The 25,366-nt window shown below is 51.4% G+C and carries 23 protein-coding genes; 19 read left to right on the top strand and 4 right to left on the bottom strand.

The genetic code is table 11. The annotated features are described in order from the left end of the window. Nucleotides 1-6 precede the first annotated feature (6 nt). Nucleotides 7-684 carry a uracil-DNA glycosylase gene (ung, locus tag B7988_RS07825; RefSeq protein WP_073320272.1) on the bottom strand — a complete coding sequence of 226 codons (678 nt, stop codon included), beginning with the start codon at nucleotides 682-684 and terminating at the stop codon, nucleotides 7-9. Between the two features lie 72 nt (nucleotides 685-756). After that, on the bottom strand, nucleotides 757-2,088 hold the full coding sequence (locus tag B7988_RS07820; RefSeq protein ID WP_249268908.1) for a hypothetical protein: 1,332 nt from the start codon (nucleotides 2,086-2,088) through the stop codon (nucleotides 757-759). Between B7988_RS07820 and B7988_RS07815 the strand changes: the two genes are divergently transcribed. The 10 genes from B7988_RS07815 to hisB all read left to right on the top strand — a co-directional run bounded on the left by B7988_RS07815 (nucleotide 2,087) and on the right by hisB (nucleotide 14,133). Next, on the top strand, nucleotides 2,087-3,088 hold the full coding sequence (locus B7988_RS07815) for a metallophosphoesterase (protein ID WP_088657485.1): 1,002 nt from the start codon (nucleotides 2,087-2,089) through the stop codon (nucleotides 3,086-3,088). The two genes, B7988_RS07820 and B7988_RS07815, sit on opposite strands and share 2 nt — an antisense overlap. Continuing rightward, entirely contained in the window at nucleotides 3,064-5,121 is a 2,058-nt protein-coding gene (gene ccsA / locus B7988_RS07810; RefSeq protein ID WP_088657484.1) for a cytochrome c biogenesis protein CcsA, read from the top strand. Before B7988_RS07815 ends, ccsA begins: the two co-directional genes overlap by 25 nt. 91 nt (nucleotides 5,122-5,212) lie before the next feature. After that, a complete protein-coding gene (locus B7988_RS07805) occupies nucleotides 5,213-6,520 on the top strand; it encodes a deoxyguanosinetriphosphate triphosphohydrolase (RefSeq protein WP_073320280.1) in 1,308 nt (435 codons plus the stop codon). A gap of 6 nt (nucleotides 6,521-6,526) precedes the next feature. After that, on the top strand, nucleotides 6,527-7,198 hold the full coding sequence (locus B7988_RS07800; RefSeq protein ID WP_088657483.1) for a pyrimidine 5'-nucleotidase: 672 nt from the start codon (nucleotides 6,527-6,529) through the stop codon (nucleotides 7,196-7,198). Nucleotides 7,199-7,295: 97 nt separating this feature from the next. Next, on the top strand, nucleotides 7,296-8,411 hold the full coding sequence (locus B7988_RS07795) for a hypothetical protein (RefSeq protein WP_249268907.1): 1,116 nt from the start codon (nucleotides 7,296-7,298) through the stop codon (nucleotides 8,409-8,411). Nucleotides 8,412-8,542: 131 nt separating this feature from the next. After that, a complete protein-coding gene (locus tag B7988_RS07790; protein ID WP_088657482.1) occupies nucleotides 8,543-9,355 on the top strand; it encodes a PDZ domain-containing protein in 813 nt (270 codons plus the stop codon). Nucleotides 9,356-9,468: 113 nt separating this feature from the next. After that, nucleotides 9,469-11,895, top strand: coding sequence for a putative LPS assembly protein LptD (locus B7988_RS07785; protein ID WP_249268906.1), 2,427 nt, complete (start codon nucleotides 9,469-9,471; stop codon nucleotides 11,893-11,895). 76 nt (nucleotides 11,896-11,971) lie between these two features. After that, nucleotides 11,972-12,547: a Maf family protein gene (locus tag B7988_RS07780; protein ID WP_088657481.1), complete on the top strand. Its 576-nt coding sequence runs from the start codon at nucleotides 11,972-11,974 to the stop codon at nucleotides 12,545-12,547. Beyond that, nucleotides 12,547-13,539, top strand: coding sequence for a helix-turn-helix domain-containing protein (locus B7988_RS07775; protein WP_073320293.1), 993 nt, complete (start codon nucleotides 12,547-12,549; stop codon nucleotides 13,537-13,539). Before B7988_RS07780 ends, B7988_RS07775 begins: the two co-directional genes overlap by 1 nt. Nucleotides 13,540-13,548: 9 nt before the next feature. After that, nucleotides 13,549-14,133, top strand: a complete 585-nt coding sequence (gene hisB / locus B7988_RS07770) for an imidazoleglycerol-phosphate dehydratase HisB (RefSeq protein ID WP_073320660.1) — start codon at nucleotides 13,549-13,551, stop codon at nucleotides 14,131-14,133. Nucleotides 14,134-14,197: 64 nt separating this feature from the next. Here hisB and B7988_RS07765 read toward each other — a convergent pair whose 3' ends face one another. Beyond that, entirely contained in the window at nucleotides 14,198-14,791 is a 594-nt protein-coding gene (locus tag B7988_RS07765; RefSeq protein ID WP_088657480.1) for a hypothetical protein, read from the bottom strand. 91 nt (nucleotides 14,792-14,882) lie between these two features. On the opposite strand from B7988_RS07765, the gene B7988_RS07760 reads away from it, so the two are divergent. The 8 genes from B7988_RS07760 (at nucleotide 14,883) to B7988_RS07725 (ending at nucleotide 22,404) form a co-directional block, all read left to right on the top strand. Continuing rightward, nucleotides 14,883-15,185, top strand: coding sequence for a type B 50S ribosomal protein L31 (locus tag B7988_RS07760; protein ID WP_072977299.1), 303 nt, complete (start codon nucleotides 14,883-14,885; stop codon nucleotides 15,183-15,185). A 60-nt stretch (nucleotides 15,186-15,245) separates the two neighbouring features. Beyond that, nucleotides 15,246-16,112, top strand: coding sequence for a hypothetical protein (locus B7988_RS07755; protein ID WP_073320299.1), 867 nt, complete (start codon nucleotides 15,246-15,248; stop codon nucleotides 16,110-16,112). A gap of 171 nt (nucleotides 16,113-16,283) precedes the next feature. Further along, nucleotides 16,284-17,801, top strand: a complete 1,518-nt coding sequence (locus B7988_RS07750; RefSeq protein WP_088657479.1) for a glycosyl hydrolase 53 family protein — start codon at nucleotides 16,284-16,286, stop codon at nucleotides 17,799-17,801. Between the two features lie 35 nt (nucleotides 17,802-17,836). Further along, entirely contained in the window at nucleotides 17,837-18,100 is a 264-nt protein-coding gene (locus B7988_RS07745; protein ID WP_073320304.1) for a chorismate mutase, read from the top strand. Next, the gene (locus B7988_RS07740; RefSeq protein ID WP_088657478.1) at nucleotides 18,100-19,242 is read left to right on the top strand and encodes a prephenate dehydrogenase/arogenate dehydrogenase family protein; all 1,143 of its coding nucleotides are present in this window, start codon (nucleotides 18,100-18,102) and stop codon (nucleotides 19,240-19,242) included. The genes B7988_RS07745 and B7988_RS07740 overlap by 1 nt, the downstream gene beginning before the upstream one ends. After that, the gene (locus B7988_RS07735) at nucleotides 19,242-20,618 is read left to right on the top strand and encodes a 3-phosphoshikimate 1-carboxyvinyltransferase (protein WP_088657477.1); all 1,377 of its coding nucleotides are present in this window, start codon (nucleotides 19,242-19,244) and stop codon (nucleotides 20,616-20,618) included. The genes B7988_RS07740 and B7988_RS07735 overlap by 1 nt, the downstream gene beginning before the upstream one ends. Then, the gene (locus B7988_RS07730) at nucleotides 20,618-21,514 is read left to right on the top strand and encodes an NAD(+)/NADH kinase (RefSeq protein ID WP_088657476.1); all 897 of its coding nucleotides are present in this window, start codon (nucleotides 20,618-20,620) and stop codon (nucleotides 21,512-21,514) included. Before B7988_RS07735 ends, B7988_RS07730 begins: the two co-directional genes overlap by 1 nt. Nucleotides 21,515-21,552: 38 nt before the next feature. After that, nucleotides 21,553-22,404 (top strand): hypothetical protein, encoded by an 852-nt coding sequence (locus B7988_RS07725; protein WP_212668302.1) that lies wholly within the window; start codon nucleotides 21,553-21,555, stop codon nucleotides 22,402-22,404. Nucleotides 22,405-22,470: 66 nt separating this feature from the next. On the opposite strand, the gene ffh is transcribed toward B7988_RS07725, so the two are convergent. After that, on the bottom strand, nucleotides 22,471-23,835 hold the full coding sequence (gene ffh, locus B7988_RS07720) for a signal recognition particle protein (RefSeq protein ID WP_088657475.1): 1,365 nt from the start codon (nucleotides 23,833-23,835) through the stop codon (nucleotides 22,471-22,473). Nucleotides 23,836-24,018: 183 nt separating this feature from the next. On the opposite strand from ffh, the gene B7988_RS07715 reads away from it, so the two are divergent. After that, nucleotides 24,019-25,359, top strand: a complete 1,341-nt coding sequence (locus B7988_RS07715; protein WP_088657474.1) for an alpha/beta hydrolase — start codon at nucleotides 24,019-24,021, stop codon at nucleotides 25,357-25,359. Nucleotides 25,360-25,366 lie beyond the last annotated feature (7 nt).

Below are 25,366 nucleotides of genomic sequence, written 5' to 3'. Positions count from 1 at the left end.
CCACATCTACTTGATGCTCCAGTCGATGGGTTCAAGTCCTTTGCTTTTTAAATATTCGTTTGCCTTGCTGAAATGCTTGCAACCGAAGAACCCGCGGTAAGCCGAAAGAGGGCTCGGGTGCGGGGCGGTTAAAATCAGATGGCCGCGGTTCTTGGCGACGAGTTCCTGCTTTTTGATGGCGAAGCTACCCCAAAGTAAAAATACCAGGTTCTCGCGAGTTTCGGACAGGCGCTTGATGATCGTGTCGGTGAATTGCTGCCAGCCGATTCCGGCATGGCTTGCTGCCATGTGGGCGCGAACCGTGAGCGAAGCGTTCAGTAGAAGGATTCCCTGGTGAGCCCAGCTTTCGAGGTTCCCGTGCGGGGGCGGATTGATCCCCAGGTCGTCGTGCAGTTCCTGGAAAATGTTGATGAGCGAGGGCGGCGGTTGGATTCCCATAGGTACAGAGAAGCAAAGTCCGTGAGCTTGGCCTGGGTTGTGGTAGGGGTCTTGGCCGATGATGACCGCCTTGACCTTGTCGACCGGGCAAAAATCGAGTGCTGCAAAAATTTGGGATCCCGGCGGGTAAACCACGTGGTGTTCTGCCTTTTCTTGCATGAGTTTTTCTTTAATTTGTTTGAAATAGGGCTGCTCAAATTGGTCTGCGAGCAGGTTCAGCCAGGATTCTTCGAGTTTGACGGACATAATGAAGTAGACAGTAGGAAGTAGACGGTTAGAAGTGGTTTAAAAATTTGGAGCGAGTGTATACGAGTGTGCTCATGGCTCGGTTCTCCTTGCAAGTATAGCAACCTTCTCACCATAAGCGCGGGTGTAGAATAATATAGCGGATTCCTTGCCCTTGGGCTTTAAACGCTTGATTTCGGCATCGGGGTCGAGTTTTACGCCGCGGAGCTTGAGCGTGATTTTACCGATGTTGTGCTCTTTAAGCATGGCGCGGACGACACCCGTTGCAATTTCTGTGTGGGCGAGTACTTCGTAGCAGGCAAACCCGGGGACCGGTAGCGACGCGGCGCTTGCAACGTAGGCGATTCCTTCTGAAATCAGGTGCGCGCTTGGGTCGCAGGTGAGAACTGCCTGGTTAAAGAGATGGCTTCGAATGAGAACCGGCGCCGGCTCCGAAATGTACTGGCTGATGTCGCCGAGGGGCAAATCGCTTTTGCTTGTGGCGGTGCGGTAAGTACGGTCTTTGCCTTCGAGGGAATCATTTTTGTCAAGTTTTTCTTGAAGGTCGTCGTCCAGCGTTTCGTCGGCGCGGTTGCGGGGCCGGCTCCATTCAGCAAGGAGTTTGCCCGATTTGTCCACGATAACGGCGCGTACGGCGTCTGGATTCTTGGCGAGAGCGCCGAACAGCACTAGGCATTCGCGGCAGTCGCTGTGGCCGCCTATATATATAATCTCGGTGCCGTCGGGGATTTCGGCCGGCGGGTATCCGGGCGGGAGCTTGGCCATGCCGCCCTTGTAATGTTTGCTGATTTCAACGACTTCTTCGAGCGTGGGGGTCAGATTGCGCAAGTCACGCTGGTTTTCGCCTTCGATGGCGCGACGGGCTGGGTCGATGGTGAAGTAGTCGGCCCCGTTTTCGACCGAGCGTACGTCGCAGCACTGGGTGCCTACGGTCTTGCCGAGTGCCTGCATGTTGTAGCGGTACATGGAAAGGCGGTCTTCGTCGAGGTCGAAGCCGGTAACCTTAAGGGTTTCGGGCAAGAAGAGGCTATCGCCGCCCATGCCGCAGCAGAGGTCGTTAACGGAGCCTTCGCTTGGCCAAAGGTTTGCCTTCCAGCGGCCGATATCTTTCGCGGTACTTTGTTCCAGGGCAAGCTTGTCACATAGCAAGAATGCGTTTTTTTGTTTGGCGTCGCCGAAAAATTTTTCGCGGAACTTGGGAACAAGTGCCATGTAGTCCATAATGGCGGCTCGCTCTTCGTTGCTGAAACCATCTTTATTCAGGTAGGTGGAAACTTGCAACGCATCTAGCCGCTTGGAAAAGGCTTCTTCGATAAAGCCTTGGATCTTGGTAGAGGTGAGCAGGTCCCAGAAATTCATGTTTGCAAAGATACCTTTTTTGAATTTAATTATATTACAAGGCATGAATAATTCCCTTGATTTTATCGGCGATGTTCACGGGCACTGCGATGAACTCCGCGCCTTGCTGCAAAAGCTGGGCTATGTGGAGTCCGAAGGTGCGTTCCGGTATCCGGGCGGTGAACGGTCGGTAGTATTCTTGGGCGATTACGTAGACCGCGGCCCCAAGGTACGCGAAACGTTGAACTTGGTGCGTGCCATGCGCGATGCCGGGTCGGCGATTGCGTTAATGGGCAACCACGAATTCAATATGCTTTCGTTCTGGCAAAAGAATGGCGCTGGTGGTGGGCATTTTCTGCACCGCTTTAAAGACGGCTTTTTACGCGAACACAGCTTTAACAAGATTGCAATCCATTCGCGGACGGTGACCTCTTTTGTGGGGCGTAAGCAGGAATTCTTGGATGCGCTTGATTTCGTGAAAACGCTGCCGATTTATTTGGAAACAGAATCTTTCAGGGCGCAACATGCCTGTTTTGACGTCAATGCCGTTGCGGCGTTAAGGCGCGAAGGCATTACCTGCTTTGCCGACTGCAATTTTGATGAACTCATTGCCCGCGCCAATGACGAAGATTTTGAATATGAAGACAGCCTTTTTGTGCCCATGAGTACGCTTTTGAAGGGCCCCGAAATGCCCTTGCCCGTAGGCGAATACTTTACCGATGCCGAAGGGGTACGCCGGGTCAAGACTCGTATTGCCTGGTGGGTGAACCCGGCAAAGGCAAGCTTCGGCGAGCTGAGTTTCCAGCCCGGAGTTTCGATGGATGTGCAGGCGGAAGTCTTGCCGCAAGTACGTCAGCGGAATTTTTACGGCGAAAGCGAACGCCCCGTATTCTTCGGACATTATTGGTTGACGGGATTCCCGAAATTGATTCGTGACAATGTGTGCTGTCTCGATTTTAGTGTAGCCGGATACCGCGGAAATGGTCGATTGGTGGCCTATCGCTTTGACGGCGAACAGAAACTGGATGAAAGTAAGTTCGTATGGGTAGAAGCCTCGTCGTTATAAAGAAATTGGCATCCTTGAAGTTTACGGCCGTGCTGTTGGTGGCGTTTTTGCTGCTGACTTTTTGGGGCGTATTGGCGCAGGCCCATGCCGAGTCTGCCGGACTTCCGGCATCTTTCGCGGTGGATCGCTTTTTTGGTAGCTATTTCATTTGGATTTTAGGTGTCATTCCGCTGCCGGCATTTAAAGGCCTTGTGGTATTGTCTGCCGTGAATGTCCTCGCGTCGCTCTTGTTCCGCATGCCTCGCGGACTGAAGAATGTGGGACTGTGGATAATGCATGTCGCGCTGCTGGTTTTGCTTGTTGGCGGAATTGCCGAAAGTGAAATCAAGCGGGAATACAACGGGTATCGAGATGTGTCTATTTCCAACGCGACGGTTTCTTTTTTCGCCGTCGATGACAGCTTGAGAGTGACTCCGGTCGAGGTAAATGAAAAAAAATATGCTTACTCGGTTCATTATCATGGCAGGGTAGACGATGTAATGGGAACGTCGGTGGATTTGTACAAGGCAACCTACGACCCCTTGCGTTTTGTGCCTTATGCGTTTATGGCGTTGTTCCTTTTAGGGGCGCTTGTTCATTATGCGATAAAGGTCCGTTGTAAGCAGACGTCAAAAAAGCAAGAAGTGCTTAAGGCTTTGTCCTTTGTGGCCATTCTTGCGGCTTTCCCCATGGACGCTCATGCTTCAGAGCGCCCGGTCCCGATTTGGGAGGCTCTGCATTCGGATACTCCGATTTTGGTTGAAAACGCGGTGCGTCCCTTTGATTCTTTTGCGCGAGGCTTTCTTGACGACTTGAGCGGCCGTGTGACCTATAAGAAACATACGGCGGCAAATGTGGTTCGCCATATTCTTGTCACACCCGGAACGGCCAGAAATTATGATTTGTTCAAGGTACTCCGTAGCGATGTGTCCGTGATTCTTCGCTTGCCGCATCAAAAGCGTTACGTGAGCTATGCGGAGCTGGCCTCGTTGAAAGATATCCTCAAACTTTATGCGACGCGCAACGATGACTTGCCGGCGACTGCTGAAATGCGGCGTCTTTATTCAAATGTACTTCTGTATGAATCGGTTGCGGATCGTACAGCGTTTTCGATTATCGCTAAGCATTCCCTGACGCATTCCAATGTATACCCTCGCCGGTTAAAGGCTGAAGTTTTGTACCACTGGCTGAATCTTGCCTTATTTGCCTTTGTGGGCGCTTTGCTGGCATGTATTCTTTCTTCGCTGAATGTGGTATTCCGTTCTTTAAAGCTAGATGCTGTAGCCAATATAGTGTGTATCGTTACAGCAGTCGTTTTGACGGCGTTGTTTACGATGCGCGCTTATGTTGCTGCCCGTCCTCCAATGTCTAGTTTGTACGAAATTGTGATGCTGGTGGCGTTGATGCTGATGGTTTTTGAATCGGGAGCGTTTATTTTCTGTAAGCGTCGCACTTATACCTTGATGATTCCCGTGACGTTTATGGCTGCAGCTCTTTTGTTCTTTGCCAAGTTCGTGCTGGAGCCGGGCGATACATTCCAACCGATTCCGAATGTGTTGAACTCTTCGGTGTTCCTGACGGTTCATGTGTTTGCGATTGCGCTTGGCTTTGCATCGATGATTTTGTCGGGGGTGGTTGCCCATTTGGTGCTTTACCGAAAAGCAAAGCAGACCCCTATTTTTTCGCTGATGTATGGAACGCTCATTTTCGGCATGGTGTTTACGGTTCTTGGAACGCTTCTCGGTGGCGTGTGGGCCGATTTTGCGTGGGGCCGTTTCTGGGGTTTTGACCCGAAGGAATGCGGTGCGCTATTTGTGATTCTCTGGGCGCTACTTTCAATCCATTTGTGGGCGGGTAAGATTATTTCGCCGCGGGTGTTTGCATTGTTGAATGCGCTCAACGTGATTGTCACGTTCCTCTGTTGGTTCGGGGTGAATTTGCTTGGTGTGGGCTTGCATAGTTATGGATTCCAGAATGGGTCGGCGATTTGGCTCGCTGTGTTTGTGGTGGTTGATTCGATGGTAATTGCGTATCTCGGCTTACGAAAATCCTAATCGCTCATCATTCTGCCTACTGCCCACAGTCTACTGTCTACTTCCTACTTCCTACTTCCTACTGTCTACTTCTTTTTTCTATCTTTTACCCATGCTTCAATGGGATACTCTGCTTTCTGCGACGCGTTACGGGCACCCTGCCGATTTGGACCCGAACCGTTCTGACTTTCACCGCGATTACGACCGCATTGTTTTTTCGACGGCTTTTAGGCGTCTTGGCCGCAAGACCCAGGTGCACCCGTTCTCGGTGAATGACCATGTGCATAGCCGTTTGACTCACAGCATCGAAGTATCGAGCGTGGGCAGAAGCCTTGCCATTACGGTGTATCACCTGATTAAAAAGTATCTGCCCAAGTACATCAACGAATACCACTTCGGAACGATTGTTCAGTCGGCATGCTTGGCCCACGATATTGGCAACCCGCCTTTTGGCCACGCCGGTGAAGCCGCCATTCGCGAATGGTTCCGCAAAAACCGCAATTCTGCCCCAATGCGCGACCTGAATGATACCGAAATGGCTGATTTCGAAAACTTTGATGGCAATGCTCAAGGCCATCGCATTTTGAGCAAGTTGGAATATCACTTTTTGGATGGTGGTATGCGCTTGACTTATGCAACACTCGGTGCCATGATCAAGTATCCGCAGCTTGCCAAGTTCGGTTCGCCTACAAGTTTGTTCGCGACAGAGGCTGACCTTTACCGCGTTACCGCTTACACGCTTGGCATTCCCGAAGTGGAAACGGGCAAGTGGGTGCGCCATCCGCTGGTATACCTGATGGAAGCCGCCGACGATATTTGCTACAGCATTTTGGATGTGGAAGATGCCATTGAACTTGGCATTTTGAGCTACGGCGATGTACGCGGCATGTTCAGCTACTTGTGCGGACCAGATGTAGACATTGACCGCGAATACCGCGAAAATGGTCAGAACTTCCGCGATTTTCTGAGCAGCGTGCGCGGGCTTGCCATTCAGAATCTGATTGACGATGTGGCCGTGACTTTCGTGAATAACTACGAAGCGATCATGAGCGGCGAACGCGTCAAGCACTTGACGAATTTGTCCCGTTCCGACGTAATGGAAGGTATCCGCATTGCAAAGCGCTTGGGCGTGGAACGCATTTACCCGGACCGCCGCAAGACGGAGCTTGAAGTGGGTAGCTATACGACGCTTGCAACGGTGCTCGATGCCTTTATTAACGGCGTTTACGATTTTCGCTTGAACGGCAACAATTCCTACCGCGCCGACCGCATTGTACGACTCATCGGTCAAGCGAAAATTGGCCAGAGTGTGACCGTTGCCGAAGCGTACCACCAGGTGCTCGACTTCGTGAGCGGCATGACAGATAACTACGCAACGTATCTGGCGCGTCAGATTGGCGGCCTTGCCATGGGTTACTAGTTCCCTATGGTTTGGCTGTTCGACTACGACTTGACCTTATACGGAGCCGAAGAACGGTGCGTGCTGAATTCCCTGGACCACCGCATTTCACTGTTTGTGCAGAAAACGGTCGGCTGCGATTTTGAAATGGCCCATAAGGTGCGTACCGATTACCTGGAACGGTTCGGAACGACGCTTGCTGGGCTGATGGCGATGCACGGTACCGATCCCGACGAATTTTTCGACTTCATCCATGAGCCGGAATACTTGATTTACCCCAAGAAGGCTCCTGAAAAACTGGCCCTGTTGAAAAGCCTGGAGGGTCCGCATTTTGTATTTACCAATGGCCGCCACGACTGGAGTGAGGCGGGCATGTCGCACATGGGGATTGATTCGGCGATTGACGGCGTGTTTGACTTGAAGTTACTCGGCTGGGAAGGAAAACCCCACGAAAGTGCTTACGACAAAATGGAAAGGTGGCTTGCGCAAAAGCTCCCTACCATGGGGTTAGAAATGCCCGAGAACAAACGCGACATTGTGTTGCTGGATGATGGTCTTCGCAACCTGGAACCTGCGCACCGCCGCGGCTGGACTACGGTTTTCGTGAATCCGACCACCGATAGCGCTCCCTATGTGGATTACCATATTCCGCATCTAATGAATCTACGCGATATTGTTCCCACTTTAATAAAAATGTGAAATGTGTAATGTGAAATGATAAATCCCACATTTCTCATCTCACATTTCTCATTCCACACTATTATCTACGAACTCATTTTTGTATTTTATTTCCCGTATGAAAAAGATTTCTCTGTTTGCCTTGATTTGCCTTTTGGCGGTATCCTTTGCGCTGGCTATGCCTGAGCCGGCAAAGCGTAACGGTTTTACCAATATGAACGTTACGACGGAGTATTCTGAGCTTTTGAAAGAAAAGAATGCCCGCAACGATTCTTTGTTGCCGGCCCTCGATGGCGACAAGGCCTTTGCCGAAGTGTTGCGCTTGAATCCGAATTTCTGGAGCTTGGGTGGAGCCTTGGACAAAGAAGAATCGGTGGTGACCAAGCTCAATGCGAAAGTGATATTTATTGACGGTATTCGCGAAGATCCCTTCTGCGAAATCGACAAGAACGCGGGCAGCACCGCGGGCGAATGGAATGTGCGGATTGGCGTGGACTTCGTGTCTGGCGGTTCCAATACGGTGCACATTCACGTGCAGCAGTGCCTGGACTACGTGCGCGATCAGTTGGGTTACGCCATCAAGAAGGGCGACAAGGTTGTCTTTGTTCCGCCCAAGAAGGTACTCGATAAAATCAAGGAAAGTGAAATTCCCGATGCTATTGATATTGACATGCAGCAGACGCTCTTGAAGGCGCACGAAGACGTGAACCTGACGGGTAAATGCCCCAACAATATTGAAGCGTACATCATTTTGATGGATGTCTACAAGCAGGTCAAGAATCAGAAAATGGATTTTGTGGTCATTAACGACCAGCTGAATAAAAAGCGCAATGGTGCTGGCCGCGTACAGAGCTGCGCCTTTAGCCGCGAATGGAACAAACGTTACCACGAAAGTGCAAGCTTTGAATGTGACATCGATAACGACCGTTGCACCTACCGCCAAGAAAACGACGGCAATTCCGAATGGTCCATCAACTACGACCAGGACCGCTTCGAATATATCAATAAAAAGTTCCTGTTCTTCAACAGGAATCCGAAAAGCATTCACAAGGGCGGCACCATGCTCGACCTTCGCCTGCTGCGCCTTTCGACGAATTTGTGGCTGGAAGCCTACCTGAACATGAAGGGTGACCCGGTGACGCTAGGCCTGATTATTGTGCCTGGCAACGGCAAATCGATCGAAGATTACGACGATGGCGCCGCAGACGAAGAAGACGGCACCATGTTCGAATAGGGGCTTTTTCTGCGTTTTTTTTCGACATTTGGCTCCAATGAGGCTGATTTTTGAATAATCTAGTCAATTGGAGTTGCCGAAACGATTAATAATTATATATTTAGAACGTATAGAATTTATAAGGAGTTCCTATGAACAAGTTTATCAAGGCTTCTCTTGTTGCAGCTATGCTTGCAGCCCCGATTATGGCCGACGAAGAATTCGGCGGTATCGGTGTGACGATTTACCAGATTCGTGATGGCGTGAAGGTGGCCGAAGTGATTCCGGGTACCCCCGCTGCCGAAACCAAGCTCCAGGCGGGCGACGTGATTACCGCTGTTGACGGTGTGAGCCTCAAGGGTAACGATATCGAAGCTTCTAAGTCGATGCTCCGCGGTACGGTGAATAAACCGCTCGAAATTACCTACGTGAGCGAAGGCGAAACTTATACCGCAACCATCCGTCGTGCCCAGATTACCGTGAAGGATCTGGAAAGCGCCAAGGTGGAATCCTGGTACAACAAGGCTGAATTCAACGCTCAGGAACTTGAAACCTACGCGAGTGCAACCGAAAGCAACAACAAGCAGCTGGTTGCTGTGCTCCAACAGGGCTCGCTGGTTGCTTCTGACGCCAAGGTGCGCGCAACGAACCTGAACGGCATTTATGTGGAACGCGTAAATGAATTTGCTCCGGCTCCCAAGGTGAATGGCAACGTGAAGCCAGCTTCCGCCTTGCTCAAGGGCTTTAGCCGCAAGGCCATTAGCTTTGACCTCAAGTCAGCCGGTACTGCAATCGTCACGATTTTGAATTCTGACGGTGCCGAAGTGGCAACCCTCCGTGCCGACAACGCTCAGCCGGGCTTTAACACGCTTCGCTGGAATGGCGAAAACGTTCCGAGCGGCCGTTATCTTGTTCGTATTGACCACAACGGTTCTGTGTCCGGCAAGAACGCCGTGCTGAAGTAATCGCGATTCTTTCGACGAAACTCTTTGAAAATCCTCCGTTTTCTGACGGGGGATTTTTCTAAATTATCGCCAACGTGATTTTATCTAGAACCCATCGTATTCTGTGGGCTTTTTTGGCATTATGGATTTTTGCCATCGCCACTCCGGCCGCCTTCGGCCAGGAGATGACTCGCTTTGAACTCGAAGAGCGTGTTCAGGAAGAAGAGGATACGACAGAGGTCGACTGGATGAACGACACGACCGGTGTAGATACCATTGAATACCGCGCCGTGGACTTGGTTTACGATGTCGATAAATCGACCTTTAACCTGAATAACAGTGCCCAGCTCAAGTATCGTTCGGCAACTCTGGATGCCGATACGATTTTGTTTGATCAGGAAAACAGCATCCTGGCGGCGACGGGCGATCCGGTGCTGCGCGAAACCAAGAATCCATCGCTTTCGGGTATGCGGCTCAAGTACAACATGAAAAGTCGTATCGGTGAAATCTATTACGCAACGACATATCAAGATAACCAGCAACTGAACGGCATGGAAGTCCGAAGGCTCCCTGACCAACGAATTCAGATTGCGCGTGGCGACTTCAGTACTTGTAACGATTCCACTCACCAGCACTTCTATTTCTACGGACGGCGCATGGTGGTAAAGCCCAAGGAGACGATTACCGCGCGCCCCGTGGTACTGAACATTGCCGATGTGCCGGTGGCAGTGCTCCCGATGATTGTTGCCCCCTTGAAGAGTGGACGTAAGTCGGGCCTTTTGACTCCGAAGTTCGGCGGTGACCAGAAACAGGGTTACTACATGAGTAATCTCGGTTTCTATTACGCGGCAAACGATTATTGGGATGCAACGGTCAAGGGCGACATTATCGAAGGTGACGAGGCTAGGTTCGAACGCTCGACTCTGACGGGCGAAGTGCGATACAAGAAACGTTACGTGCTCGACGGAAACGTGTCTTATACGTCGTACCTCGAAGAATTCGATATGGCGAACAGCGGCTACGATATTCGCTTTACGCACAACCAGAACTTGACTCCCGACGGCAAGCAGACTTTGAGCGGTTCGGGCTCGTTCGTCAGTAGCCAGAGCATTCGTAAGGATAAAGCTCTCGATGCAGAAACGATCTTGAACCAGCAAGCAAATGCGCAGTTGACTTACTCGGGCCGCTTCGGAACGAACAAGAGCCTTACCGTGAAGGCCCGCCAGAACCACAACTTGGTGACGGACATGATGGAGCGCGAAATTCCGGATATCCAGTACCGCATGAGTGGCCAGCTCTTTACCTTTGAACTCGATGAAGACGAGGAAGCGTACGAAGACGGTTCGTTCATAAGCTATCTTGAAAAGTTCAACTACAACTTTAACAACCGCTTCAACTATTACACCAAGCGTGCGCGCGATACGGTCAATGCCGTAGACACGACCGCAGAATATGTGGGCTATACGGGTACGTATTCCATGGATTACTCGGGCACGCTGTTTGATGTCATCAACATCACGCCGCGCGCGACCTTTACGGGCTACTGGACTGGAACGGGTTGGATTAATCCCGAAGATTCCCTGAAGTACCGCAAGCGCTACATGAGCCTTGATCCCGAACATGATGAATATGGTCAGGTGGCCTACAACCACAATTACAGCATTACGGCCGATACGAAACTTTACGGTATCTGGGTTCCCGAGATTGGTCGCTTTACAGGCGCAAGGCATGTGCTATCGCCGAGTGTGTCGTATACGTATGCACCGGAAATTGATACAGTGAAAAAGTTCGCTCCGCATCCGCTATTGGGCCAGACTCCGTACCAGATTGAACAGAAGACTGTTGGTTTTGGACTCAACAACGACTTTGATATCAAGTACCTGAAGGTGGTGGGCCATGCGGCCGATACCACGAAGGGCGATACGGCAAAGGCGGTGGAAGACCAGTACGGCACACGTCGCTTGCTTACGACTCGCCACAGCGTTTCGTATAACTTTGCCGCCGATTCGCTGCAGTTCTCGGACATTACTTCTTCGTTCGGTTTCCAGATTTTGCCGGATTACCTGTTCACGATCAATACCCGCCATAGCGTGTACCACAAGTTTACCGAAGACCCGAACAAGGTGCAGATGCCGGAACTCATTTACTGGGGTTACGATTTTTCGAAGCGCTTTAGCTGGAGCGGTGAATTCAATGGCGGTTTGCCGTCGCAGCTGGGCAAGTATGAAATGCTCAAGTGGACCTTTGGCTTTGACTATAGCTACAGCTTTAGCAGCACTCGCGTGGCGCGCGATTTGTTTCAGGACCGCGTGACGCATTCAACCGGCATTAGTGCAAGTCTGCAACCCACCAAGAACTGGGAAATGACTTACAGCACCCGTTATAACTATAACGAAGGACGATTTGTGACGCATAGCTTTACATTTAACCGCGTGTTGCACTGCTGGCAGCTTGACTTTAGCTGGACTCCTACAGGGCCTGCCGCGGGCTGGAGCTTCTCGATTTACGTGAGAGATTTGCCGGATATCAAGCTCAATGCGGGTAGTACGGAGACGAATTAGCGATGAGGGCGCACCTGCGGTGCTTTGAGCAGTGAGGTCGGTCGCAGAAAGCTCCCTCTGAGTAAAAAAGGATGCTATGATGGGAAAAACGAAAGTGATTTTAGCGAGTGGGTCGCCGAGGCGCAAAGAAATTCTGCAGCTAATCGGTGTGAATTTTGAAGTAGTGGTTTCGAACGAAGAAGAAAAGCCGACGTCGACGAATCCGCTGGATTTTCCGAAAGAAAATGCCTCCATAAAGGCGCTTGCCGTTTCGCGCAAGATGCCTTCCGAAATCGTGCTTGGCTTTGACACGTTGGTGTTCCTGGACGGTAAGCCTTTGGGCAAACCCCATTCCGAGGCGGAAGCTTTGGAAATGCTTACAAAGCTGAATGGCAGATCGCACAAAGTAATAACCGGCGTGGCCATTGCCCATGGCGGACAAATTATTAAAGCGGAATGCGAGGAAACAGAGGTTGTTTTTAGAAACTGCTCCAAACAAGAGCTCGAAAAATATGTAAATTCTAGGGACCCGATGGATAAGGCTGGTGCTTATGGGATTCAGACCGGTGGCGCAAGGCTTATCAAGGAAATCCGGGGGTGCTACTACAACGTGGTGGGTTTGCCTGTAGCACGGATGCTCGAGATGTTGGTCGATATGAAGGTAGAGGTATAATGTCTATTCCAGCAGAAGAAATGCGACCCGAAGAGAAAGTGGGTCAGTATATTGCAAGAGTTCGTGAAAGCCGCAAGATGACGGTGGAGGAACTTGCTGATTCAATTAAGCTTGGAGTCTCTTATATTAAGGCGATTGAAGCTGGCGAGTGGAGAACGTTCCCGGTGGCCGCTTACGTGCGTGGTTATTTACGTTCTATTTCTCATGTTTTGAATTTGAATGCCGACCAGGTACTCAAGGCCTACAATGCCGAAAGCGGTGCTCCGGTCGAAACGGATTTTAATGATGTGTCGGCTGGCCGCAAGCTTGCTCCCCTCAAAGAGGGCGAAATCAAGAAAAAGAGTATGGCTGTTCCCGTGGTGCTTGTACTTCTCGTACTGGCATTCCTAGTCGCTTCCCATTTCTTGGATTTGGAATCCCTGGCCCAGCAGTCTAGCGAACAGCAGCCCGCTGAAAAGCTCCCGGTGGCAGTCGAAGATTCCATGACCCAGGAAATTCCGGATGGTGCCGAGGCTGTCCCGGCTGATTCCATGGCTGCTGATTCTGTCGCTAAGGATTCTGCAAAGCTGGCCGCTGCCAATACGACGGTGAGCCAGGCTGTGGTGGATTCTGCCATCAAGAAATCGGACCTGCCGGCATCTGCAACAATTTTCATTTCGTCTGACTCCAAGAAGGATACTGCAAAGGCTGCTGTTCCGACTTCTCCCAAGACCAGCAAGACGAACTTCGTGTTGATTGGTTCTGGCGAATCTCTTTCTTGGGTGGGCCTCAAGCGTCGCGAAGATGCGGATTCCTTCTTGAAGGAAGCAAATATTTCTAGGGCCGGTGTTCGCATGGTTTACAACACGAATGATACTTTGTGCGTAACCATCGGCGATCCGACGGCTATCGCCAAGATGCTTTTGAACGGTGTCGAAACTCCGCTTCCTGAAATGAAGTTTGGCCGCGTGACGCGTTTCCGCGTGTATGGTGGCGTGATTGTTAAAAAGTAGAGGACTATGATGCGTAGCACGTCTCTCACACGAAAGACCGGCGAAACAGATATCGCCTTGTCGCTCAACTTGGATGATTCCACTCCGGGTTCTATCAATTCCGGAAACGGCTTCTTGGATCACATGCTTAATTTGTTCCAAATCCATGGTGGAATCCATCTGGATTTGACTTGCAATGGTGATGTCCATGTCGATATGCACCATAGCATGGAAGACATTGCGATTGTGCTTGGTCAGGCCTTGGTGGAATGCCTTGGCGACAAGAAGGGAATCGAACGCTATGGATTCTACTTTGTCCCGATGGACGAGGCTTTGAGCCGCGTGTGCATTGACTTTAGCAACCGCATTGGTTTTGTGTGGAACGTGAAGCTCCCGGCTGCCATGGCTGGCGGTATCGAAGCTAGCATGTTCGAACACTTCTTCAAGAGTCTGTGCGAAAATGCCCGCATGAACCTGCATGTGGAACTGTTCTACGGCAACGACAACCATCATTGCCTGGAGTCGATCTTCAAGGCTTTTGCCCGCGCTGTGGCGATGGCGATTGCCCCGAGCAGGAATGTGAAAGGCATCCCCAGCAGCAAGGGCGTGTTGTAATTCGGAATTGGAAACTGGTGCGTAACTTTTATTTTTCCCGAATTCCGAACTCTGAAATCTGAATTTATAATCTAGGTACTCGGACTTTATCGCCGGCGTTTAAGTGCTCTAGCATGACGCCGGCGTTTACTGATTGTAGAGCCGAGAGAACATAGAAACGGGGGAGCCCCTGGACTCCGGCGCCGTAGGTACGCTTTAACAGCTTGAACAGGTCGTCGCCTTCGTTTGCGGTGACGGTCTTGTACAGGCTTGCGTTAGAGGGGTCGGACTGCAACTTGGAAAGTGCCGTGGCGAATTTGTCGGCAAACGCTTCGGCGGAATTGTCGGCCTTGGGGGTGTTTGCCTGTTTTGCCCCCGCGGACTTGCCTGCGTGGTTCGCCTTCGCGGAAGCCTCTTTTTTGCCGGTGACCGACCCCGGCAGTTTGAAGACGGGCGCCTCGAAAACGTTCATGTTGATGTTCGCTTCGGTTTCGGCGTTCTTCTTGATAGGCTCCAGGGCGAGAATAGAATCTAGTCCTGCAACGTAGGCGCTGTCGGGCCACTCGGTAAGGGGCATTTTTTGGTCGGTTACGATGATTTTTGCCACGGGAGGTTCGTTCCCGCAGGCCATAAAAAGCGAAGGGATAATTGTAAAAAATGCCACAGAAATTCTATTCATGTTCCCAAAAATACTATTTCCCTTGCCAAAATGGCGAAATTCTTCTAAATTTAGGCTCTCAAAATCTAACTACTTCATAGGAAGTTTAAAAATGAAAGAAGGTATCCACCCTAACTATCAACCGGTCGTGTTCGTCGATGCGAATACGGGTAAAGAATACATCACCCGCTCCACGAAGTCTTCCGCCGAAAAGAAGACTATCGATGGTGTTGAATATAGCGTAATTTCCTTGGAAATTACGGCTGATACCCATCCGTTCTGGACGGGCAAGCAGCATCGCGTGGATACGGCTGGCCGTATCGACCGCTTCAACAAGCGTTTCGCTGGCAACATCACTGGTGCAAAGCGTAAGACCCGCAAGGCTGCTCCTGCCAAGGCTGAAGACGCCGAATAATTACAGATAAATGAATGGCTCCCTGCGTAAGGGGGCCCTTTTATTAAAAAAAGGATTCAAATGAAAAAGCAACTCTTTATTGGTGCAGCCGCTCTCGTGGCTATGGCTATGACCGGTTGCCAGAAGACTGGCACTATCGAAGGTGTCGTCCTCGATCCGTTTACTGGCAAGGCTATTGAAATGCCGACCGTTTGGATGGATTCAACCATCTTCGGTACGCAGAACCCGAAGTACCCCTACAAGGGCGACCTTCAGCAGGGTAAGTTCAAGTTTGAAAAGGTTCCCGTTGGCGAATACCTGATCAAGGCCCGTCGTTCCAAGTACATTCTCGGCCAGCAGAAGATTGCTACCGACGAAAAGAACCCGAACCTCTCTGTGACTCTGTACGAATACAGCGACCAGATCAAGCCGGGTCTCTACAAGAGCGGTACGACCGAAGGTCCTGAAAAGATTGATAACCAGTGGGTTGTCTATTCTACAAGCTGCAGCGAATCCGTTGCCGGTTATCGTTTGACCATGCCGATTGCTACCGATGCCGCCAAGGTTCCGGGCAAGAAGGCTGACAAGAAGAAAAAGAAGAAGGCCGATAAGGGCGCAGCCAAGGTTTCTAGCCTCCCGGCTCCGTTGGCCGTGGACGCTGCACTCAACGTGTTCTACGTGAATGCAAGCTCCGTGACCTCTCCGCTGGTTGCGACCACCTACCCGGCTGTGGAAGGCAAGGTGGCTGACCATTCCGACTGCCAGGGCTTCGGCGCCGATGAAAAGACCGGTCTCTTTGTAGACAAGTCCAAGGGCACGACTCTGAACGTGGAATACAAGGCCGAAAACCTGTTCCAGGTGACTGGCACTCTTCCGTCTGGCAAGCAGATTCTTCAGCTCGCCCAGGATGGCAAGACCCTGCAGACCTACTACTTCCAGGTCAAGTAATTTTACGGCATAGGGCTTAGCCCTGTCTGTTGAATTTAGCGAAAGGCTCCGCTTTGACGGGGCCTTTTGCTGTATTGTGGGGCTGTTTTTTGCCGCGCAAGGCCTAGTGTAAAGAATTCGTTTGTTGATTTTTCGGGGTGTTTTGTATAGATTAGGGGCATGGGAATTCGAATGGGAAAATTTGGTCTAGTCTCTTTTGCGACGCTATTTGCACTTGTCGTGAATGGTTGCGATAACGGATCTAACAATGCTGCGGAATATGACTACGAAGTCATAGATAATGAACGCGATTCATCTGTGGTAACTGTCCGCGATACGATTTATGATACCATTCAAATGCCACCGCCTGAGGTCTTAGTTTATCCGCCCCAAGGCGGGGATACGCTTGCTTACCTGAGTTCTTCTACAGCGGATACTCCGGAATCGTCGGCGCTTGAAGTCAATCCGGGTGCTTCTTCAGGAATGGAATCATCACATTCCTCGGCTGTGGAACCGCCAAAATCGTCTTCGTCGAGAATTGTTCCCGATATGTCTTCGGATTCGAGGCCGCCGCGTTCTTCGTCTTCCAAGATGGAACCTCTGCCGGAATCTTCTTCTAGAATGGTGCCGCCCTCTTCTTCGAGCAAGGGGCCTGCGCTTGACTTTAGCTTCTATAACGGTGCGGACATTTCGACGGTGCAGGAATACGAGCGCTGGGGTGCCAAATTCTACGATGTCGACGGCTCCGAAAAAGACATCTTTACGCTCCTGAAAGACCACGGATTCAATGCGATTCGCTTGAAGACTTTTGTGAGTCCGAAGGCGCAGTACGGTTATGCGGCGTCGGGCTGCGATCATGATGCCGAAAGTTATGCCGACAAGGACCACATTATCGCTTACGCCCAAAAGATCAAGGCGGCGGGCATGGCGTTCTTGCTCGACATTCATTACAGCGACAACTGGGCCGATCCAGGCAAGCAGATTATTCCCTCTCGCTGGCGCAACGTGAAAAGTTCCGATGCCATGGCCGATTCGGTGTACAACTATACATACGACTTGTTGAATTCCTTAAAGCAGGTGAATGCGACTCCCGAGATGGTGCAAGTCGGAAACGAGACGACTCCCGGAATACTAATTCATGTGCCGAATAGCAAGACGGATTGCTGGGGCAATGGGGTAGACAAGGCATCTACTGCAATCAATGGTGATATGGGTACAAGTGCCGGCAAGGCCAATGCGGGCAAGTACTTTAAGGCGGGCATTCGCGCCGTCAAGGCGGTGTCGCAAAATATCAAGACGGTTCTTCATATCGAAAGCATTCGCAAGACGAGTACGGTCGACTGGTGGATGAATGAAATCTTCAAGAACCAGAAAGTTCCTGCTGACGTGATGGGATTTTCGGCGTATACCGCTTACGGTGATGACAAACCGGACAAGTGGAATAGTTTGTTCAGAAACTTGATTTCGACTTATCCGAATTTGGAATTCATTGTGGCCGAATACAACGGCGGCGAATCGGATAATACATATTCTTACGATGGCTCGCGCAAGAAGGCTGTAGATATGGTTCGCGGGCTAGACCGCTGGATTGGCGCCTTTTTCTGGGAACCTACTTTGAGTGGAGCCTGGGGACCAGCGCTTTTTGACTGGGATGGCCCGAACATGAAGGCCAATAAGAAGGCTTTTGACGAGTACAAGGTGGAGTTTTAAGCGACACCATTGAGCCTTTTTTCTAAATTCAAAGTATGAATATTGAAGACTGGCGCAACCGTATTGATGAACTGAACGATGAACTGATTGCCCTTTTGAACAAGAGGGCGAGTTTCGCAGTGGAAATTGGTAAAATCAAGAAGCAAAAGGGACTCCCCGTGCTTGATGCTGCGCGCGAAGAGGCTGTTTTGAACGGGGTCGCCGAAAAAGCGAAAAAGGCGAATGGCCCCTTGCCTCCAGAATCGTTCAAGAACATTTTTAGAACCATTATTGACGAAACTTGCAAGGTAGAAGAATAATGCGGATCACCTTCGTTGGCTTTGGACTTTTGGCAAGTTCGGTAGCCGCTGCCATTAAGCAGGCGAAGTTGCCTACGGTGGTGCGTGCGGTGAGTAGCCCCACCACACTTGCCCGTGCAAAGGAGCTGGGGCTTGCCGATGAATTTTTCGGCTACGACGAAATCAAGGACTGGGTTCCCGGTTCCGATGTGATTTTGCTGTGCGCTCCGATTCTGCATATCCTTAAGACCATCGATGCTCTTTCGCAGATGGACTTGGCGGCTCTTGCGGGCCAGAACCAGATTTTGGTGAGCGATATCGGATCGACCAAGGTGGAAATTTGCAAGGCGGGCGCCAAGCTCCCGGAACCATTCGTGTTTGTGGGTAGCCACCCGATGGCAGGCTCCGAAAAGCGAACGCTCGAATACAACGATCCCTCGATTTTTGAAAATGCCTACTGGTTCGTGTGCCCGCCTGAAGGTGTCGACGAATCGGTGTACAAGCCGCTCTTGAACTTGATTTCATTCGTGGGCGCAAATGCCGTGGTGTTCCCGCCGGAACATCATGACCGCACCATGGCCTGGGTTTCGCACATGCCGCAGATGCTTTCGTCGACGCTTGCGGCGAGCATGCCGGAGCGCCTGGTGAAGCCTAACTACCAGCATTACGCAGGCCGTGCCTTTAGAGACATGACGCGCATTGCCGCCTCTGGCTGGAACATGTGGCACGATATCGCCGTCACTAACCGCGACCAGACGGTGCTTGCGCTTAAAGAAGTCCGCGCCGGAATCGACAAGACGGTCGAGGCCATGGAAAATTTGAAGGTGGTGTGCGACGGCAAACCCGCCGCTGATGACCATTCTGCCGAATTGGAAACCGTCTTTAAGGCCGGTAACGATGGCCGTGCCAGTCTGTTTGCGCCGGGCCGCAATGCCGCAGCCGCCTTCTCCGAAATTACGGTTCCCCTGAAAGATGTGCCTGGTGCGCTGCTGCAGGTGATGCAGCCCCTAGCCGACAACAATTTGAACATTCGCGATATTGAACTGATGAAAGTCCGCGAAAATATTGCAGGCACGTTGCTGCTTGCGTTTAAGACCCCTGAAGAGGCCCGCCGTGCCATGCAGATTCTGTTGCAGCTTGGTTACGACGTAAAGGAACGCTAATGGAATTTGTTTTAAACCCCGACCGCGAACGCATGGAGCTTGCGCTGGTGATGGCGCTGCTTGTAAATGGTCGTACCGTTTTTGAAGATTTCTCTTTTGCCGCGGGTGTAGAACCTTTTGCCGAGGTCCTCAAGGAATTTGGCCTGAATTATACGCAGCAAGGCCACCAACTGGTGCTCGAAGGCAAGGGTTTTCAGTACGCGCTCCCGAGCATGCTCCCGATAGACTTGGGCGAATCTCGTTGCGTGATGCTTTGGACGCTAGCTTCCAAGGATGTAGAGCAGATTTATACGTTTGCCGCCGAAAATGACGAAACGGGCATTGCGCAGGTGGCACGTGCCAAGGAACTTTTGCAGAAGTATTTCAAGGTAAAGCCTGTCGACGATGAACCGGCAAAGTTTACGTTTACCTTTGCGCCCGAAGAAGTGGCGATTAAAAAGGATTCGCTGGGCAACGTAGCGACCATCATGCGTAACCGCTTGCTTTTGCGCACGCTCATTCGTGGCGAATACCTGTCGTTCGAGGAAAAAGGCTCGGTACACGACCAGTGGACTAAAATGCTCATGTACTTTGGCGTGAATGTCAAGTACGAAAGCCGCGGCATGGAACAGCTCACGGAACTGGAGCGCCGCATGATGATTGCGCGCGGCCAGAAGGTGGAACGTTCGCTGTTTACCGAAATTTCGGAAACCCAGGTGATTACGGGCCGCGACTACTACATTCCTGGCGACGCGACCGAAGCGATGGCCTTTGTGCTCTTGACGACGATTGCGGGCATTCCCAAAAATACCGAAGTCTGCCTCAAGAATGTGGATTTGAACAGTTCCCGCGCGGGTGCCCTCACTTGCCTTAAGCGCATGGGTGGAAACTTCGAAACCGTGAGCCGTCGCGAACGCTTTGGCGATGTCTATGGCGATATCATGGTGTATCCGCTCGCTTCGGGCAAGCGCTTGCAGGGCAGGCGTTTTTCGGAAGATACGATGGCGACCGGAATCGAAGAATTCCCGTTCTTGGCGGTGGCCGCCTGCTTTGCCGAAGGCGAAACCATTTTGCGCATCCCCAAGGAACTGCGTAAAGAAATGCGCTCCACCAACGAAGCCTTGGCCGAGAACTTGCGCAAGACGGGCGCCGAAGTGGGTGTCTATGACGACGGCCTTGTGATTCGCGGGCTAGAAACGATTGTGAACGGAAGCGATTTTGACGGCGGAGAGGTGCCGCAGAATGGCCTTGCGCTTTCGGTGCTTTCGATTGCTCTTGAAAACGATGAACCGGTGGCGAATTCCGAATTGGTCGAAAGCACTTACCCCGGTGTCTTGCAGAAGTTGAAACAGCTTTTGGAACAGGCCACAGCAAAGCCTGAAACGGAGGCGTCGTAGTGAACAAGGTCAAAAAATTCCAATTCCGCACGATCGGTATTGTGGGCTGGAAAGACAAGAATCCGGATTTGGCTCTCGCCCTCGATGTGATTTCGGGCTGGGCCGACGAACATCCGCAGGTGACGTTCTGCGTGTTGAACAATCTGAAGGATTTGGTGCGCAAGCCTATCAAGATTGTCAAGGAAAATGCGCTTTGCCAGTCTGACTTGTTGCTTGCCATTGGCGGCGACGGCACGGTGCTTTCGGCGGCGCACATGGCGCTCGGGCACGACACGCCCATTCTGGGCGTGAACGCGGGTCGAGTCGGTTTCTTGGCCGAGACTCGTGTCGAAGGCCTTTCGCAGACTTTGGATAGCTTGCTTGCCGGCGACTTTTCGACCCGCGAGCGCATGATGATTGACGCGGTCGTTTACCATGGTAAAAAGCAAGTGGCAAAGCAGACGGTGCTAAACGAGGTGCACGTTCGTGCGCACGCGCCCGAGCGCATGGTGAACGTGAGCGTGGAATACAATGGGACTGCCCTGACCGATTACTGGGCCGATTCCGTGCTCGTTTCGACTCCGACGGGTTCTACCGCCTACAACCTGGCGGCTGGCGGCCCGATTATTCACCCGGCAACGCCCGCGGTGGTGCTGACTCCGGTGGCGGCGAGCAGTCTTTCGGTGCGCCCGCTGGTGCTTTCGCTTTCGTCCAAGAAACTCCAGATGAAGTCGGCTGTCGATGGCCCGCTGGACTTGGTGTTCGATGGCCGTACCACGATAGTTTTAAAACCGAACGATGTGCTGACTCTTGCCGAAAGCAAGTCGGTGACGACGTTTATTCGTTTGCGCCATACGGGTTTTGTGGGCGCGCTTCGCGAAAAGCTTGGTTGGACAGGTAAACCGAGGCAGGTTTAAACTAATGAATAATGAAAAATGAGTAATGAGAAATGAAAATGAAGGTAAATAAAATCACATTTGCTTTTGCGTGTTTCCTCTGCATGAGTTTTTTGTTGTTTGCAGGTTGCGCGGGTAGCCAGGGTGGCGAAGACGCTTCGGGCGATGCGAGCATGAAGGACGCCCCGTGTCAGGAATGCGGCACCCGCGGCGATATCGAACTCAAAATCAGCAACGAAAAGACCTACCGCGAATGGAACAAGAAGGCTTACAGCCGCATGGATTCCTCGGCGGTGTGGGGCGTGTTCCCGGCGCTTTCGGTCAAGGCCGACCGTCCCGAAAAATGCAAGTTCTGCCACAGCTACAGTGCAGACGCCCTGGATTTTGACCTAGCCCGCGTCGAAGATTCCCTGATGGTCAAAGCGTTCCCCAAGATGCGCCGCGAACTTATGCTTCCGGGCATGCGCCTGCCCGATGCCGATTCCGTATACGTCGATAGCCTTTCCAAGCTGCTTTTGAATTCGGTCTTTGCCGACGGTAAAAAGTTGAGCGATATGAGTCCGTGGCTGGAACGCGACGGGGTAGAGCAGGATATTTCCCGCGAACTTTCGAAGGATTTCAAGAACTTGCTGAACGCTCTTGCAAGTCGCTACGAACTGCGTTACCTTTCGATTCCGGTGGTGCTGAATGTGCGCATGGATACCGACCTCGGCAAGAGTGGCGGTTACACTTGGCAGACGCTCTGGACGCTGTGGGATGCCCGCTACGGAGAGCTCGTGTTCCTCGTATATTCGGAATTTACCGCTGCCACTACGAGCCGTGTGGCGCCCGAAAAAGAATGGGCGGAACCTTTCGCATCTCGCCTCTGGAAAATGCTTTCGACTGACTTGAGCAAGCTAGAGAATCACTAATTCTAAAATCCGCGAAATTAAATTCGCAAAATCATAAAATAAGCCCGCTTAAAGCGGGCTTCATTTTTATTTCTTCTTCTTTTTCTTCTTGTCCTTGGGCGGCGTGTAGTTACTGCCAACTGTTCCGCCATTGTTTTGCTTGCGGGCCATGTCGCCGACCTTCTTGAACATTTCCTTCATGGTTTCGTACTGCTTGAGTACGGCGTTCACGCGGCCGATTTCAGTGCCGGAACCCTTGGCTACGCGAACCTTGCGGCTGCCGTCCAAAATCTGCGGCTTTTTGCGTTCCTTCGGGGTCATGGAGCTGAGCACGGCTTCCACGTAAACTAGTTCCTTTTCATCAATCTGGTCGATGGGGAGCTTGTTCAGGCCCGGAATCAGGCTCAGAATATCCTTGATGCGGCCCAGCTTCTTGATGGTGCGCAGCTGGTTCAAGAAATCGTTCAGGTCGAAGGTGTTGTTGAGAATTTTCTTCTTTAAGTCCTTCGCGTCTTTTTCGTCGATGACCTGCTGGGCCTTTTCCACGAGGCTCACCACGTCGCCCATGCCGAGGATTCGGCTGGCCATACGGTCGGGGTGGAACAGTTCGATTTCGGGGAGCTTTTCGCCGACACCGATAAAGCAGATGGGTACCCCCGTCATCTTCTTGATGCTAAGGGCTGCACCGCCGCGGGTGTCGCCGTCCATCTTCGAAAGGCAAACGCCCGTAAAGTTCAGACGGTTCCAGAAGGTCTCTGCCACGTTCACCGCTTCCTGACCGATCATGGCGTCGGCCACGAACAGGATTTCGTCGGGGTGAACGGCGTCGCGGGCCTTTTCGAGTTCCTGCATCAACTCTTCGTCGATCTGCAAGCGGCCTGCGGTATCGTAAATCACTAAGTCAAAGCCGTTGTCCTTGGCGTACTGGTAACCGTGCTTGATGATTTCCACCGGATTGCCCTGGCCTTCGTCGTAAACGGGAATGCCGATAGATTTGCCCAGCACCTGCAGCTGCTTGATAGCGGCGGGGCGGTACACGTCGGCGGCCACCAGGAGCGGCTTGCGCTTTTTCTTGCTGCGCATCCAGAGGGCAATTTTGCCGGCGAAGGTGGTCTTACCGGAGCCCTGTAGACCCACCATCATGATGCCCACCGGAGCGGGGCCCGAGAGGTTGATTTCCTTGGTTTCGCCACCCATCACGGCCACGAGTTCGTCGTGGATGATTTTCACAATCTGCTGGCCGGGAGTCACCGAGGAAAGCACTTCGGAGCCCATGGCCTTTTCCTTGACGGCCTTAACGAAGTCGCGGGTCACGTTGAAGTTCACGTCGGCTTCGAGGAATGCGCGGCGCACTTCGCGCAGCGATTCGGCGACGTTTTCTTCGGTGAGCTTGCCCTGCCCGCGCAGGTTCTTGAGAGTAGATTCTAGAGAGTCAGTCAGCTGTGAAAACATAGTGGGTCAAATATAGTAATTTCTTGCTTGGACTTTGAATTTGAGGTAAGCCGTTTGCTCACGATAAAATGAACTTGTTATAGAAAAAAGCTATCAATTGCCATGAAAAAATAGTATTGGACGTAAACCTCCGTAAAATCTAATATTGAGCCCGATTTAAAACGAATACAAACGGAGGCTTCAATGACAATTCATAATAATTTCGCTTTATTCTCGGCAGCAATTCTTGCTTCTACACTTTTCTTTGCCGCTTGCTCTGATGACTCAAGTAGCGCCCCCGAAGAAAAATCTTCTCACGAAGAAGAAACTTCCCACGAAGAGCACCATGGCCATCACATGGAAGAACCTAGCGCCGGTGACCTGACGCTTGGAGATGAAGATATCCAGGATGGATTCATTTTCTTGCAAGATACAACAATCAATGGGGTACTGACGGTTTCTACGACAACGCCAGGTGCAACGGTCCTAAAGAATGTCAAGGTGACCGGAAATTTGCTCATCAAGCGTTCTGGCCGTGTCGATTTTTCTGGAAGTGCCGATGTTGTTCATGTGGGGAGCAGCAATACGGATGTCTATGCTTTTGAAGATGAAGCTCAGGTGAACGGGCATCATTTTATGGGCAAGAACAATACCTTTACGACAAAGAGCTTTGCCGAATTCCAGAATGTCGACTGGACAGAAAAATCGGTTGACCTTGCAACGGGAATACATTTGGCCTATACAGTGACGGGTGATGAAAAGGGAACTCCGGTCGTATTGATTCACGGACTTACCGATGGTCGAGTTTCTTGGTCGCAGGTGGCACCGTCGCTTGCCAAAAAAGGCTATCGCGTTTATGTACCCGAATACCGCGGCAACGGAAAAACGGACAAGCCGATTGATGAATCTTCGTATTCCGTTGCTGAACTTGCAAGCGATATAGCAGCCTTTGTCGAAAAACTTGGCCTGAAAAAAGTTCACATTGTGGGACATTCGCTTGGAGCCTTTATTGCTCAGGAATTATCCATCACGAACGCAGAAATTGTTTCTTCAATCACCTTGATTGGCTCGGGCGCTTCGGTCGACAAGAAAAATGCCACGCTGGATTGGCTTGTGAACGGTACCGACGACGAATCGTTCGATGGCATTTATGCATACGATTCGACCCAGAAACTCCCCGAGAGCTTTATTCAGGCGTGGGGCTACAGCACGAATCCGGATAAGGATTTTCAGGCCGCCAATCTGGAACACTTGAAACAAGTTCCCTACTATGTGTGGAAATACTTGGTCAAGAATCTTTTGAAAATTGATAATACCAAGCGCCTTTCTTCGATTGCGACCGATGTTCAAATCATATGGGGTACTAAAGATGCCTTGTTCGACAGCGAATCTCAGAAGACTTTGCAAAAGGGACTTTCTAAGGCAAAAAGCGTCGTGTTCCACGAAGTCGAAGGTGCCGACCACAATACCCATTGGGGCTCTGCCGAAGACGTGAAAACGGTAACGGGTTATATCGACGAATTTATTAAGAGTTTGAAAAAGTAATCTTGTA

The sequence above is a fragment of the Fibrobacter sp. UWB1 genome (assembly GCF_002210325.1).
Taxonomy (GTDB): Bacteria; Fibrobacterota; Fibrobacteria; order Fibrobacterales; family Fibrobacteraceae; genus Fibrobacter.
Note: the sequence above shows the minus strand (reverse complement) of the source record. Positions and strands in the feature narration are given on the sequence as shown.